12 protein-coding genes are annotated in these 13,533 nt (G+C 67.6%); 8 read left to right on the plus strand and 4 right to left on the minus strand.

Features of this window, described 5'->3' with window-relative positions:
• Position 1 precedes the first annotated feature (1 nt).
• Entirely contained in the window at positions 2 to 1,747 is a 1,746-nt protein-coding gene (locus tag VG556_RS00440) for a putative porin (RefSeq protein ID WP_100450160.1), read from the plus strand.
• 98 nt (positions 1,748 to 1,845) lie between these two features.
• Positions 1,846 to 2,175, plus strand: a complete 330-nt coding sequence (locus VG556_RS00445; RefSeq protein WP_005409871.1) for a hypothetical protein — start codon at positions 1,846 to 1,848, stop codon at positions 2,173 to 2,175.
• An 8-nt stretch (positions 2,176 to 2,183) separates the two neighbouring features.
• Here VG556_RS00445 and VG556_RS00450 read toward each other — a convergent pair whose 3' ends face one another.
• The 4 genes from VG556_RS00450 to VG556_RS00465 all read right to left on the minus strand — a co-directional run bounded on the left by VG556_RS00450 (position 2,184) and on the right by VG556_RS00465 (position 5,016).
• Complete coding sequence (locus VG556_RS00450) at positions 2,184 to 2,582, minus strand: OsmC family protein (RefSeq protein WP_049404363.1); 399 nt, start codon at positions 2,580 to 2,582, stop codon at positions 2,184 to 2,186.
• Positions 2,583 to 2,699: 117 nt separating this feature from the next.
• On the minus strand, positions 2,700 to 3,341 hold the full coding sequence (locus VG556_RS00455; RefSeq protein WP_100450159.1) for a hydrolase: 642 nt from the start codon (positions 3,339 to 3,341) through the stop codon (positions 2,700 to 2,702).
• Between the two features lie 55 nt (positions 3,342 to 3,396).
• Positions 3,397 to 4,077, minus strand: a complete 681-nt coding sequence (locus VG556_RS00460; RefSeq protein ID WP_032962579.1) for a hydrolase — start codon at positions 4,075 to 4,077, stop codon at positions 3,397 to 3,399.
• A 72-nt stretch (positions 4,078 to 4,149) separates the two neighbouring features.
• The gene (locus VG556_RS00465) at positions 4,150 to 5,016 is read right to left on the minus strand and encodes a pirin family protein (RefSeq protein WP_423179951.1); all 867 of its coding nucleotides are present in this window, start codon (positions 5,014 to 5,016) and stop codon (positions 4,150 to 4,152) included.
• Between the two features lie 149 nt (positions 5,017 to 5,165).
• Between VG556_RS00465 and VG556_RS00470 the strand changes: the two genes are divergently transcribed.
• The 6 genes from VG556_RS00470 to VG556_RS00495 all read left to right on the plus strand — a co-directional run bounded on the left by VG556_RS00470 (position 5,166) and on the right by VG556_RS00495 (position 13,427).
• Complete coding sequence (locus VG556_RS00470; protein ID WP_014647350.1) at positions 5,166 to 6,092, plus strand: LysR family transcriptional regulator; 927 nt, start codon at positions 5,166 to 5,168, stop codon at positions 6,090 to 6,092.
• A 130-nt stretch (positions 6,093 to 6,222) separates the two neighbouring features.
• Positions 6,223 to 6,726, plus strand: a complete 504-nt coding sequence (locus VG556_RS00475) for an RNA polymerase sigma factor (protein ID WP_100450158.1) — start codon at positions 6,223 to 6,225, stop codon at positions 6,724 to 6,726.
• Between the two features lie 82 nt (positions 6,727 to 6,808).
• A complete protein-coding gene (locus VG556_RS00480) occupies positions 6,809 to 7,765 on the plus strand; it encodes a FecR family protein (protein WP_100450157.1) in 957 nt (318 codons plus the stop codon).
• Positions 7,766 to 7,949: 184 nt separating this feature from the next.
• Entirely contained in the window at positions 7,950 to 11,066 is a 3,117-nt protein-coding gene (locus VG556_RS00485; RefSeq protein ID WP_100450156.1) for a TonB-dependent receptor, read from the plus strand.
• A 52-nt stretch (positions 11,067 to 11,118) separates the two neighbouring features.
• Entirely contained in the window at positions 11,119 to 11,883 is a 765-nt protein-coding gene (locus tag VG556_RS00490) for a Slam-dependent surface lipoprotein (RefSeq protein WP_100450155.1), read from the plus strand.
• Positions 11,884 to 11,972: 89 nt separating this feature from the next.
• Positions 11,973 to 13,427, plus strand: coding sequence for a porin family protein (locus VG556_RS00495; RefSeq protein WP_100450154.1), 1,455 nt, complete (start codon positions 11,973 to 11,975; stop codon positions 13,425 to 13,427).
• The last annotated feature ends 106 nt before the right edge of the window (positions 13,428 to 13,533 follow it).

Below are 13,533 nucleotides of genomic sequence, written 5' to 3' on the forward strand. Positions count from 1 at the left end.
GATGAACGACCACGTCCGCGCACGAACCGATTCCCACCGCCCGCGGCCGGCCCGACGGGCGCTGCTGTGCTGCGCCGTGCTGCTCAGCCTGGCCGCCCCGGCCGGTGCGATGGCCGCTGAAACCACCATGGTCAAGCTGATCAAGGGCCTGATCGCCAGCGGCGCACTGAAACCAGAAGACGGCCAGGCATTGCTGGTGCAGGCCGAGGCCGAAGCGGCGGCCGCCCAGCGCAGCGCAGCCACCGCGACCTCGGCCGCCAGTGGCGGTGTCGCCCTGGAAGCCGGCGACGTGCGCGTGCCCTACGTGCCGCAGAGCGTGCGCGACGGCATCCGTGACGAAGTACGCCAGGACGTGATGGCGCAGGCCAGGTCCGAGGGCTGGGCGGCACCGAACGAAGTGGCTGAGTGGACCAAGCGCATCAAGGTCACCGGTGACATGCGCGTGCGCAGCGAATCGCGCTTCTTTTCCGAACGCAACAGCGATATCGTGAGCAACTGGTCGTCGATCAATTCCGGCAACGGCTTCGACACCAACACCAACACCAACCTGCAGCTGCCACCACTGCTGAACACCCGCCAGGACCGCCGCAACCTGTGGCGCATCCGCGCCCGCCTGGGCATCGAGGCGACCATCGGCCAGCACACCACGGCCGGTGTGCGCCTGGCCAGCGGCAGCAGCAATGGCCCGGTGTCGACCACCGAGCAGCTGGGTGGCGGCCTGAGCAAGAAGGATGTATGGCTGGACCAGGCATGGCTGGCCTACAGCCCGGCCGACTGGGTGACGGTGCGTGGCGGCCGCTTCGGCAATCCGTTCTGGACCAGCGACACGCTGTTCTCCAACGACCTCAACTTCGACGGCCTGGCCGCCAACCTGCAGTACGACTTCGGCGGCGGTGACCTCGGCCTGTTCGGTAATCTGGCGGTGGTACCGCTGGAGTACACCTCCGACAGCTCGCCCAGCCAGAGCCGGGTCAAGACCCCGAACGAGAACAAGTGGCTGTCCGGTGCGCAGGTGGGCGTGAACTGGCGCTTCAATGACGACAACGCGCTGCGCGCGGCACTGGGCTACTACGACTTCAAGAACATCAGCGGCCACCTGTCCTCGCCGTGCGCGCTGTATGCGGGCGCGGTGGGCTGCGACACCGACTGGTCGCGTCCGGCGTTCATGCAGAAGGGCAACACCCTGATGCTGATCCGCGACATCGCGCGCAATCCGCTGGATCCGGCCAATACGCCCACCCCGCAGTATGTCGGCCTGGCCTCGGCATTCCGCCTGGCCACGCTGAACCTGCGCTGGGATACGCAGCTGGCCCAGGACGTCGGCCTGCGCCTTGAAGGCGACTACATCCGCAACCTGGCCTACGACAAGCAGGCGATGTTCAGTCGCGCCAACAACGGCATCGTCAACAACTACGGTGCCGGTGGTGCCGCCAGCATCGACACCTTCCGCAGCGGCGACACCGCATGGATGCTGCAGGCCACCTTCGGTGCCACCGAGCTCAAGGAGAAGGGCCAGTGGCAGGCGCTGCTGGGCTACAAGCACATCGAGGCCGATGCGCTGCCGGATGCCTACAACGATCCGAACTTCCACCTCGGTGGCACCAACGCCCGCGGCTACTACGTGGGCGGTGCCTATGCGCTGGACGCGCGCAGCTGGATCAGCGGCAAGTGGATGGCGGCCAAGGAAGTGTCCGGTGCGCCGCTGTCGATCGACGTGTTCCAGCTGGAGTTCAACACCGGCTTCTGAGTAGCGGGCGTGATGCGGATCACGTAGTACGTGGCGGGGGCGCAGCGATGCGCCCGTCTAGGGAAAGGAGACCACGCGTTGTTCAAAAGGAGGAGTGGATGAGCCGTCGCAAGCTGTTCGAGAGTCCCGAACCGTCCAGCCAGATGCTGGGTGTTGGACCGGCCTATGTTTCCGTGGAGGGCCTGCGGCAGCACCTGGCCGAGTTCCTGCTGTACGCGGGCCGGCCGGTGGTGATCATGCGCGGGCGCAGCGAAGTGGGCTATTTCCTGCCGGCCCGCTGCTGGCGCCAGCGTGACGATGATCCGCTGGCGGCCGCGGCCGCCGACCAGCTGCTGGATGCCGCCGGGTTCCAGGCCGAAGACATCCAGCAGGTGGAGCAGGAATTCAACGCGATGCGCCAGCGCACGGTGCTGCATTCACGGCGCTGAGCCTTCTGTTACGCCGCCGCCCCACGCTCACTGGTGATGCGTGCACCTTCGCGCATCACCAGGGTCACCGGGGTCTTTTCCACCACCTCCAGCAATCGCTGCCACTGCGCATCGCTCAGCTCGGCACTGGCATGCAGCACGCGGTGCACGTGGAGGCGTCCGTCCTCGTCACGTTCCGAGCGCAGCTCGGCATGGAACTCGCCCAGGTCCCAGCCCTTGCGCTGCGCGTACATGCGCAGGGTGATGGCGGTGCACGCCGCCAGCGAGGCCAGGTACAGGTCGAACGGCGCGAAGCCCTTGCCCTGGCCGCCCAACGAGGCGGGCTCGTCCGCATCCACATCGAAGCTGCCATTGCTGATGTGGTGCAGGTAATTGTCGGCGGTCGAAACAATGCGTGCGTAGGCCATCACATTCTCCATCTATCCATGGCGTCGAGCCACGCTCGATTAAACCCACTGTAGCGTCGAGCCATGCTCGACGGCTCCCCAAAGGCGGCGCCAGCCAGGACCGGCGCCGCCACCCGGTTACTCGGTACGATCGTACGAGAACTGGATGCCCGCCGTACCGCCGGTTTCAATGAAGAGGTTCATGAAGGCCGGCACCGTTTCCGAACGGGCCCAGTCGCGCTGCAGCTCGCAGAACAGCTGCGGCACGCTGATCAGCTGGCCGCCGGCCTGTTCGATGCGGCGCAGCGCGGCATCGTGCGCGGCCAGCGAGGTGCCGCCGACGGCGTCGACCACCACATACACCTCATAGCCTTCCTTCAACGCATCCAAGGCCGGGAAGGTCAGGCAGGCCTCGGTCCACAGCGCGGTCATGATCAGCTTGCGGCGGCCGGTGGCTTCCACCGCCCTGCGGAACTGGACATCTTCCCAGGAATTGATGGTGGTGCGGTCGTAGGTCGGATAGTCACCCAGCACCTGGCGCAGCTGCGGAATCGGCGGCTTGTTCAGGCCGGTCTTGACGTTCACCGTCGAATGCACGATCGGCAGGCCATAAGCCACTGCGGCTTTGGCAGTGCCGACGATGTTGTTGACCAGCAACTGGCGGTCCATCGAAGCAATGGAGTTCACCTGCACCGGCTGGTAGTCGATGATGATGAAGGCGGAGTTCTGCGGGGTCAGCAGATGATCGCTGGCCGGGGCGCGGATCGGTTCACTGGACATGATGGGTCTCCGGTTGAGAGGCGTGCCGACAGCGGGCCGGCACCCCGGGCGCAGGTCAGCTGCGCTGCGAATCCAGCGGCTCGTGGTTCTTCTGCACGTCCTGCGCCTTCAGGTAGCTTTCGATCAGCAGCTGGTAGTTCGGGAAGATCTTCGTGTAGACCTCGGCCCACTGCTGGGCATCATCGCGGTTCCAGCTGCGCTGGATCTCCGAGGCCACCGCGGCGGTGTCCATCGGCACCACGCCGGCCTGCACCACCCGGGCCAGGGTGATCTCCTCGGCCATCTTCGAATAGGTGCCCGAGGCATCGATGACCGCGAACACCTGATAGCCATCGGCAACGGCGGCAATGGACGGGAAGGCCATGCACACGCTGGTGATGGTGCCGGCAATGATCAGCTGCCTGCGGCCAGTGGCCTTCACCGCGCCAACGAATTCCGGGTTGTCCCAGGCGTTGATCTCGCCCTTGCGCGCCACGTACCGGGCATGCGGGGCTGCGTCGTGGATCTCCGGGATCAGCGGGCCGTTCGGGCCCTGCGGAACAGAGGCAGTGGTGATCACCGGCATCTTTGCCAGCGTGGCCATCCTGGCCAGCGCGGTGGCGTGGGCGCGCACGCGGGTGAACGGCATGTCACCGATGGTCTGGAACAGGCCGCTCTGATGGTCGATCAGCAGCATCGCGGCGTTGTCCGGATCGATCACCGGGCGGGCACCGTTGAAGTTGGCGGGGGTACTCATGGTCAGTCTCCTGGAAAAAGCGGGCGATGGCCCGGAGGGTGCGGCGGGCCATCGCCCGCCGCTTTGAAACGATCAGTGCGCGATCTGGCCGAAGCGGCCGCTGTTGAAGTCGTTGACCGCCTGCGCGATCTCGGCCTGGCTGTTCATCACGAACGGGCCATAGCCCACCACCGGCTCGTCGATCGGCTCACCGCTGAGCAGCAGTACGGTGGCGTCGCTGTCGGCGTCGACGAACACGTCCTCGCCGCTGCGGTCGAAGGTGACCAGCTGCGCTTCGCCGACCGGCTGGCCGCCGTTGATCCGCACCGTACCCTTCAGCACCACAAGCGCCAGCGTGCGGCCCTCGGCCACCGGCAGGTCGGTGTGGTGGCCCTGCTGCAGGCGGATGTCCCAGACATCCATCGGCGTGTGGGTGCGCGCCGGGCCGGCATGACCGTGGAAGCGGCCGGCGATGACCCGCACGCGGCCGGCGCCATCGGGCAGATCCACCGAGGGAATCTCTGCGTCGAGCAGGGTCTGGTAGCCCGGTGCGCCCATCTTGTCGCGCGCCGGCAGGTTCACCCACAGCTGGACCATGTCCAGCGTGCCGCCGCGCCTGCTGAATTCCGGCGTGTGGAATTCCTCGTGGAGGATGCCGGAGGCAGCCGTCATCCACTGCACGTCACCCGGGCCGATGGTGCCGCCGGCCCCGGTCGAATCGCGGTGGGCGACCTCACCCTCATAGACGATGGTGACGGTCTCGAATCCGCGATGCGGATGCTGGCCGACGCCACGCGGCGTATTGCTGGGGGCGAAGGTGTACGGGCCGGCATAATCCAGCAGCAGGAACGGGCTGAGGTGCGGGCCGTGGGTGTTGTAGGAAAACATCGAGCGGGCGGGGAATCCGTCGCCCACCCAGTGCGGGCGCGGGGCGCTGTAGGTACCGGTGACACGCTTCATGGCGATCTCCTGGCCGGGGCTGCCGGCCGCTGTTCTTCGTTGCGAAGACGATATCGCCGTGACAATAAGGCCGGTAGACGCCAATATTTGCCGTCATAGTCCTATCTGGTGAACAATGTCTGCAGGCCGTGGCCGCAGGAGATCGCCCCGTGTTCATCGCAGATATCCGCCGTTGTGACCTCAACGACCTGTTCTACTTCGCCATGGTGGTCGAGCATGGCGGCTTCTCGCAGGCCGGCCGGGCGCTGGCGATGCCGAAGTCGAAACTGAGCCGGCGCATCGCGCTGCTGGAGGAACGGTTGGGCGTGCGCCTGATCCAGCGTTCGACCCGGCGTTTCTCGGTCACCGAGGTCGGCCAGGACTACTACCGCCACTGCAAGGCCATGCTGGTCGAAGCCGAAGCGGCCGAGGAAGCCATTGCGATGTCACGCGCCGAGCCGCGCGGCACCATCCGCCTGGCGTGCCCGATCGCGATCCTGCACGCGCGCATTGGCACGATGCTGGCCGATTTCCTGGCCCTGCACCCGCAGGTGACGGTGCAGCTGGACGCCACCAACCGGCGCGTCGATGTGGTGGGCGAGGGTGTGGACGTGGCGATCCGCGTGCGGCCGCCGCCGCTGGAGGACAGTGACCTGGTGGTACGCGTGCTGGCGCGCCGGGTCTGGTGCACCAGTGCCAGCCCGGCGCTGCTGCAGCGGCTGGGCACGCCGCAGGTGCCGGCCGACCTGGCGATGATGCCGACCGTGGATCTGGCATCGCCCAGCCAGCAGCATGCCTGGGAATACACCGGGCCGGGCGATGTGCTGGCCAGCGTGCACCATCGCCCGCGGCTGGTCAGCGATGACATGATCGCGTTGCGCACCGCCGCGGTGGCCGGGGTGGGCCTGCTGATGCTGCCGCGGATGATGATCAGCGACGAGCTGGCCAGTGGCGCGCTGGTGCCTGTACTGCCGGAGTGGGTGCCCAAGCACGGCATCGTGCACGCGGTGTTCCCGTCGCGACGCGGCCTGTTGCCTGCGGTGCGTGCGCTGATCGACTACCTCGCCGAACGCTTCGAGGCGCTGGAGGAACCGTAGATCCTCCATCCACGCCATGCGTCGATGATGCTTTCGTGGCGCGGCTTGCCGCCTGCGGCCCCGCAGCCCACAATCCACGTCCGGACCGTCGCCATCACGCCCATCATTCCCCGGTCCGGCCTTGGCACCTATGTCTCCCAATGCCCTGGCGCTGGTCGAGCTGCTGATCCGCGAGCGCCGTGCGTTGTCCCGCTTCGTCGCGCGCTACCTCGACCCGGCCAGCACCGAGGACACCCTGCAGAACCTCTACCTGAAGGCCAGCAGCGTGCCCGGTGATCCACCGATCCTGGAGCCGCGCGGTTATCTGTACCGGATGGCCTACCACCACGCGCTCAACCGCAGCCAGGCCGACGCCCGCGAGCGGCGCGCGATGGCCGAGTACGCCACCGGCATGGCCGAGGCAGGCCACGACGGCGAGGCGCGGGCGCTGGACCAGGCGCAGCTGCGCGAGATCACCCAGACCATCCTGGCCCTGCCGGCCCAGGTACGCGAGTGCTTCGTGCTCAACCGCTACCTGGGCCTGAGCGAACGCGAGATTGCCGCGCGCCTGGGGATCTCCAAGAGCCTGGTCGGCAAGCATGTGCTGCGCGCAGCGCTGCTGATCCAGCAACAGCAGCGGGGAATGGGCCGATGAGCGGCGATTGCCGTGGGCAGATCGTGCCCGCCGTTGTCACAACAGGAAAGCGCACCCATTCGCGGTGCGGCAGGCCACAACCATGACCACGTCCGAACCCTCGCCGCGTCAGGCCAGGCAGGCGTTGCGCTGGGTGATACGGTGCAGTGCAGGCCCGTTGCCGGGACGCCAGCAACGCACCCTGCAGCGCTGGCTGCAGTCCGATCCGCGCCATGCGCTGGCCTGGCGCCAGCAGCAGGCCTTCTGGCAGCGGTTGGACGCTGCCGGGCCCGAGGTGCTGGCCGCGCTGCCCGAGCTGACCGCCGACCGCCAGGGGCTGCGTCCGATCGCACCGCGCCGTCGCCTGCCGTGGCTGCTGGCTTCGGCCGCGGCCGTGGTGCTGATGGTCGCGGCCGCTCCGCATGCGTTGCTGCTGGCGCGCAGTGATGTGCGCAGCAGCGATGCGCCACGAGTGGTGCAGCTGGCCGATGGCAGCACGGCGGTACTCGATGCCGGCACCGCGCTGGCATTTGCGTTCGATGGCCAGCAGCGGCGCGTACGCCTGCTGCGCGGGCAGGCCTGGTTCCAGGTGGCGCACGAGGTTCGCCCGTTCCAGGTCGAGGCAGCGGGCGGCCTGGTCCGTGACATCGGTACCGCCTTCAGCGTGTCGATGCTGGATACCACGGTCACCACCCAGGTCAGCGCGGGTGTGGTCGATGTGCGCCCGGGCGATGGCAGCGTGCAGCGCCTGCATGCCGGACAGGCACGCGTGTTCCGTGACGGGCACTGGCTGCAGCCGGTGCAGCTGGAAGATCCGGAGAGCATGGCGCCGTGGCGGCGTGGCGAGGTAGTGATCGATGATCGGCCGGCCGCGCAGGCCATCGCCGACCTGGCGCGCTACCGTCGTGGCCCGGTCTGGGTACTGGGCGGGCAGGGCGCACGCATACGGGTCAGTGGCCTGTTCCACCTGCAGCAACCGGACACGGCCATCGTCGCCGTGGCCGCGCAGGCGGGACTGCGCGTGCAGCGCTTGCCCGGTGGTGCGTTGCTGCTGTGGTGAAGCACCCGCGGAACATGGACGAACCGGTCGCATGAAAAAAAACATGAAAAAACCGTGGGCAGTCGTCGCAGCCCGCTGTCTATAGAGGTATAGCCAGAGCGAAACAGCGTTTCTTCTCAAGCCAGACACACCACCGGGCACCGGACGTGTCCGTTGTCCCGCCCCGCTTGAGGAGTTCCTGTCCATGCCGTCCACGGCATCCGCCTGTCATCGTCGCGCCACCGCTCTGGCCCTGGCTGTTTCCACCGCATTGCTGCAGTTGGCCTGGGTGCCGGCCGGGCAGGCGCAACCGGCGGTCGTCGCGCCGCTGCGCCAGTACGCCATTCCGGAACAGCCCCTGGCCGCCGCCGTGCGTGCCTTTGGCCGCCAGGCCGATGTGCAGGTGGTGTTCCGCAGTGACCTGGTGGAAGGCCGTCGCTCCAGCGCGGTGAGCGGCGAGTACAGCCAGATGCAGGCCCTGCAGCTGCTGCTGCGTGGCAGCGGCGTGCGCGCGCAGCGTGGCATGGACGGCACCTGGAGCCTGCGTGCCGCAGCGGAGGCGGGTGAAGGGGAAGGGGTGCGGGTGACCGAGACACTGGACGTGGCCGGTCGCCTGCAGTCGGAAGGGGGCGAGGCCCGCGATCGGCGCGGCTACGATGATGTGTTCGCGCTGGACATGGCCACGGCGTATTCGGGGCGCGACCGGGTGGAGCGCTACCGCGGCTCCAATCCGGCCGACGTGGTCAAGGATCTGGTCGGTGTGTTCAGCGGCGATGCGCGCAACAGTGGCGCGCTGGACATCAACATCCGCGGCATCCAGGGGCCGGGGCGGGTGCCGGTCAGCATCGACGGCGGCGAGCAGGCACTTACGGTCTGGCGCGGCTACAACGGCGTCAGCAACCGCAACTACATCGATCCCAACCTGATAGGTGGCATCCAGGTCATCAAGGGGCCGGGGCTGGTGCGCGATGTGCACAGCGGGATCGGTGGCGCGCTGGTGATCAAGACCATCGACGTCGATGACATCGTGGAAGCGGGTGAGCGCTTCGGCGGGGAGCTGAAGATCGAAGGCAGCAGCAATGCGGTGGCGCCACGCCTGCCGCGGCTGCATACCGGCGAGGACTACCGCACGGTGCCCGGGTTCCCGCAGGGCTCGCCCTCGGCACCGTATGCCGACAGCACGCTGCTGGTGCCGGTGAAGTCGCGCGGTTCGGAAGCCAATGTGTTCGCCGGCGAGGACCAGGCCTGGCGGCTGGCGCTGGGCCTGCGCGGCGAACACGTGGACCTGATGGCCGCGTATGCCTGGCGCAAGCGCGGCAACTACTTCTCCGGCACCCAGGGCACGGCGTACTACGACCAGGACCCGCGCGAGCAGTTCGAGTACAAGGGCCTGGACTACATCACCACGCTGGCGCGCTACTTCAAGCCCGGCGACGAGGTGCCCAACACCTCCAGCGAGCAGGAATCGTGGCTGCTGAAGGCGACCTGGCAGATCAACGATGACCAGCAGCTGCGCGCCACCTGGCGGCGTACGCTCTCCCACTACGGCGAGATCATGCCCTCGCGCATCCTGTCCGCGCCCGACTACGGTCGCATCCAGTGGCCGCTCAGCCGCGTCGATGCCGATGCCTGGAACCTGGAATACCACTGGCAGCCTGCCGGCAGCCGCTGGCTGGACCTGCGTGCCAACCTGTGGCGCACCGAAACCACCAGCGATACCTACACCGCCGGCGGCTTCCCCAATTTTGCCAGCAACCCCGACTGGAACCCCGGCAGCAGCCCGATCCTGCGCAATACCGCGCTGGCCAATGCCCGCAACGACCGCACCGGCCTGACCCTGAGCAACCGCTTCGCGCTGCATTCCACCCTGGACCTGACCGTGGGCGGCAACTGGCAGTTCGAGAAACTGCGCTCGGCGGACCCGTACTTTGGCGTCAGCGATGGCTGGCGCATGTACCCGCGCGCCGGGCGTCGCCAGGAAGGCGAGGGCTACCTGGTGCTGGACTGGCGGCCGGTGGATTTCCTCTCCCTGAGCGCCGGCGTGCGCTACGCGCGCTATTGGGCCTTCGATGATTTCCTGCAGGAACACCCGGAGCTGATGACCACCTCTGTGTTCCCCAGGGAAGCCCGCTACCGGGTCAACGAACTGCCCGAACGCCCGGCCAGCCTGCAGGGCGAGATCGACGCCATCGAGGCGCAGCGCGCGTTCTGGGACAGCATCGGCATGGGCTTCATCGTCGATGATCTGCTGAAGGGCCTGCTGAGCAGGTACGAGACGCCGGTGGCGGTGGAGCACAGCATTCCGTGGCTGCCGGATGCGGACGGCAACTACCGCCGTGCCAGCAACCCGTGCCTGAATGGTCAGGTGGCGGCCATTCCCGGGCTGTTGCCGGTGCAGGGCGCGCAGATCCTGTGCAGCATCCAGAGCGGGCGGTCGCAGACGGTGGCCGGCCGCAACGAGCGCAGGCGCGACCATGCCTGGCTGCCGACCTTCTCGGCCACCGCGCATTTCTCGCCCAATGCGCGCGCCTATGTGCGTTACAGCGAGGCGGTGCGTTTCCCCAGCATGTTCGAGAGCACCATCGCGTTCTCCAGCAGCCTGAACCCGCTGTACCCGCTCAAGCCCGAACACGCCTACAACTACGAAGTGGGCTACGTGCACAACCTGTCGGCGCTGTTCGGCAACACCGCCGATGCCGACGTGAAGCTGGCCTACTACGTGCACAAGACCCGCAACGTGATCGAGCGCGACGGCAATTTCCTGTTCGACAACCTGGACAAGCAGCGCATCCGCGGCCTGGAGTTGCAGGCGCGGTTCGACAACCGGCGCTTCTTCACCGACCTGGGCATCACCCGTACGCTGGAAAACAAGGTCTGCGACGAAAGCATGGCGGTGCAGCTCGATGCGCTGGCCGGCAAGGTGCCCAACTGCGTGCAGGACGGCTTCGTCAGTGGCTACCTGCTGACCCAGGCCATTCCCCGGTTGTCGGTGAACGTGTCGCTGGGCACCCGGCTGTTCGATGAGCGCCTGGAGCTGGGCAGCCGCATCGTGCATTACCAGCGCCACCAGAACCCGGACCTGCAGGCCTACCGTGATCGCCTGTACGCCGGCAGCGGTGGCCTGATCTGGCAGAATGTGCCGTTCACCTGGGGAAACATCACCACCGTCGATGCCTACGCGCGCTGGCGCTTCAATGACCACGCCAGCGTCGAGCTGGTCGGCACCAACCTAGGCAACCGCTACTACGTCGACCCGGCCACGCGCTCCACGCTGCCGGCGCCGGGGCGCACGCTGAAGCTCGGTGTCACTGCGCGCTTCTGATCACCTGTTCTGTTGTTGTACCCGTTGTTCCCTCAACCCAAGGAGTAGTTCCATGAAGATGATCTCCCGTTCCGTACTGGCCATGGCCGCCACCTTCGCCCTGGCCGGTGCCGCCCAGGCCGCCGACATCGTCGGTGCGGCCAGCCCGGCCACCGATTCGCAGCTGTACGTCAAGGTCGGTGCCTCCGAAGTCAACGGCGGCCCGCACAGCGCAGGCAAGGCCGGCATCGGCGTCGGCGCCGTCTCCAACGGCAAGCCGGTCGACTTCCAGGGGCTGGCGGCCTACTCGGCCCCGACCACCGTCAACGGCGTTACCGTGCGTACCCTGGCCATGCCGATCACCGGTACGCCGGGCAGCCATTCCGGCATGGGCCACTTCAACTTCGTCAAGGTGGGCAGTGGCGATGTGTGGTTCGGTGAATGGTCCAAGGACGGCGCCGCAGGTGGCTTCAACAACCGCCAGGTGTACTTCGCTGGTGACCGCGCCGGCACCACCCTGCCCAGCGGTACCGCCACCTACGCGGTGGCCGGCCTGAACCGGTTCAATGGCAGCAACCTGCTCAGCGGCACGTTCGCGGCGAACTTCGGCACTGGCAAGCTGACCGGCGGCCTGACCGGTGGTGGCCAGACCCTGGCGATCAGCGCCAACATCAACAGCGCCGATGCATCCTTCGCCGGCACCGCCGTGGCCAACGGCTCGGTCACCGGCAACAGCCAGGGCCAGTTCTTCGGCGCCAACGCGGCCACGCTCGCCGGTATCGCCACGTTCGCCGGCAACAGCCAGTACGACACCGCCTTCGGCGGCAGCAAGAACTGATCGCCACGCCCCTGACGGGGCAGGGCAGGGACAAGCCGCGATCCGCCAGTCCCTGCTTCGGCCGCTGCATGCACCACCACGGATCGACCATGCGCCATTCCACCTTCCTTGTCGTACTGCTGTTGGCTGCCGCTGATGTGCGCGCCCAGCAGGACGATCTGCGCCGCGTGCTTGAACAGGGCAGCGAACTGCGCCACCAGCAGCAGGACCGGCAGCGCCTGCAACAGGCCGAGTCGGAGCGGCCGACCATCACCATCGATGGCAGGACGCTGCGCGTGGAGCGCACCGTCGACGATCTCGGCCAGGCCCTCTACCTGTCACTGCAGCATCAGCAATGGCGGGCCGCCGCGGCGTTCCTCGAGGAGTACATCGAACTGCAGGGGCATGACCCGCTGCTGCGCCATTACGCGCAGGGGGTGTTGGCCCGCGTGGCCGGCGACCATCGTCGCGCGGCGAAGGAGTACGAAGCGCTGCTGGCGGCGCAGCCGGATTTCCTGCCGGCCCGACTCGAGCTGGCACGTGTCTATGCGGAAGACCAGCGTGATCGCGATGCGGTCGCGCTGTTCACGGCCATCGCTGCAGGCATCAATGCTGATGATCCGGCCACGGCCGGCGTCCGCGCGCGCGTGGACGGTTACCTGGGTGCCCTGCAGGCGCGCCAGCGCTGGAAAGGCGCGCTGTCCGCCGGCCCCGCATGGAGTGACAACATCAACCGCAGCTCGGCCAGCCGCACCTGCCTGTTCGGCGTAGGCGACGCCTGCATCATCGAACGGAAACTGCCCGACGCCCAGCGCGCAGGGGGCCTCGACTACGACGCCAGCCTGGAACGGCGCTGGGTCCTCGACGGGCATCATGGGCTGTACGTGCGCGGTCTCGCCTTCGGTCAGGCATGGCGCGGGCACCGTGCCTACAACGAGCTCAATGCCAATGTGCAGGCAGGTTACAGCTGGCGCAGTGCGCGGCAGACCGTGCTGCTTGCCCCCAGCTATGACGTCCAGGGCCTGGGCAACCATGCGCTGCAGGGCGGCAGTGGCGTGCACGGCGAATGGCAGTACGCCCCGGATGCACGCAGCCTGCTCAAGCTGGAGGCCGACTGGAAGCGCCAGCGGTATCGCCAACAGGGCCTGGCCAGCAACTATGACGGCGAACTGGCATCGGTGTATGCCACCTGGTTCCGTGCGCTCAATCCGCGCTGGACGGTCTTCGCCGGGCTGGATGTCACCGGCAGCAGCGCTGCCGACCCGGCCAACGGCTACCGCCAGCGCGGCTTGCGGCTGGGCGCGGCGCGGCAGTGGAGCGGCACCACGGCCACGGTGTTCGTGTCGCTGCGCCGCCGCGACTACGACGCCTGGAGTCCATTGCTGGAGGCGCGCAGGCAGGACGACGAACAGAACCTGATCGCCATCGTGCGCAGCGAGCGGCTGGCGCTGGCCGGGCTGGTGCCCAGCCTGGGCCTGCGCTACGCCCGCATCGACAGCAACGTCGGCTGGCTGTACAGCCACGACCGCAGCCTGCTCAGCCTGAAATGGGAGCGTGCGTTCTGAACGCGCCGCTGCAATGCCCGGGTGAACGGGCCGTGGCGGCGATCTTCATCGATCATCACGCGCCCTTGTAGCCCGTTTCGCGCATCCTGCAGGCGTTGCGGCAGAG

Origin of the sequence: Stenotrophomonas sp. CASM106 (assembly GCF_049384825.1) — a bacterium.
In the GTDB taxonomy this organism is placed as follows: domain Bacteria; phylum Pseudomonadota; class Gammaproteobacteria; order Xanthomonadales; family Xanthomonadaceae; genus Stenotrophomonas; species Stenotrophomonas muris.

Excerpts from the sequence above, each read along its gene's own strand:
- VG556_RS00490 (WP_100450155.1), top strand. The coding sequence starts at position 11,119 with ATGAAGATGATCTCCCGTTCCGTACTGGCCATGGCCGCCACCTTCGCC.
- VG556_RS00465 (WP_423179951.1), bottom strand. The coding sequence starts at position 5,016 with ATGAAGCGTGTCACCGGTACCTACAGCGCCCCGCGCCCGCACTGGGTG.
- VG556_RS00455 (WP_100450159.1), bottom strand. The coding sequence starts at position 3,341 with ATGTCCAGTGAACCGATCCGCGCCCCGGCCAGCGATCATCTGCTGACC.
- VG556_RS00485 (WP_100450156.1), top strand. The coding sequence starts at position 7,950 with ATGCCGTCCACGGCATCCGCCTGTCATCGTCGCGCCACCGCTCTGGCC.
- VG556_RS00440 (WP_100450160.1), top strand. The coding sequence starts at position 2 with ATGAACGACCACGTCCGCGCACGAACCGATTCCCACCGCCCGCGGCCG.
- VG556_RS00445 (WP_005409871.1), top strand. The coding sequence starts at position 1,846 with ATGAGCCGTCGCAAGCTGTTCGAGAGTCCCGAACCGTCCAGCCAGATG.
- VG556_RS00475 (WP_100450158.1), top strand. The coding sequence starts at position 6,223 with ATGTCTCCCAATGCCCTGGCGCTGGTCGAGCTGCTGATCCGCGAGCGC.
- VG556_RS00495 (WP_100450154.1), top strand. The coding sequence starts at position 11,973 with ATGCGCCATTCCACCTTCCTTGTCGTACTGCTGTTGGCTGCCGCTGAT.
- VG556_RS00480 (WP_100450157.1), top strand. The coding sequence starts at position 6,809 with ATGACCACGTCCGAACCCTCGCCGCGTCAGGCCAGGCAGGCGTTGCGC.
- VG556_RS00450 (WP_049404363.1), bottom strand. The coding sequence starts at position 2,582 with ATGGCCTACGCACGCATTGTTTCGACCGCCGACAATTACCTGCACCAC.
- VG556_RS00460 (WP_032962579.1), bottom strand. The coding sequence starts at position 4,077 with ATGAGTACCCCCGCCAACTTCAACGGTGCCCGCCCGGTGATCGATCCG.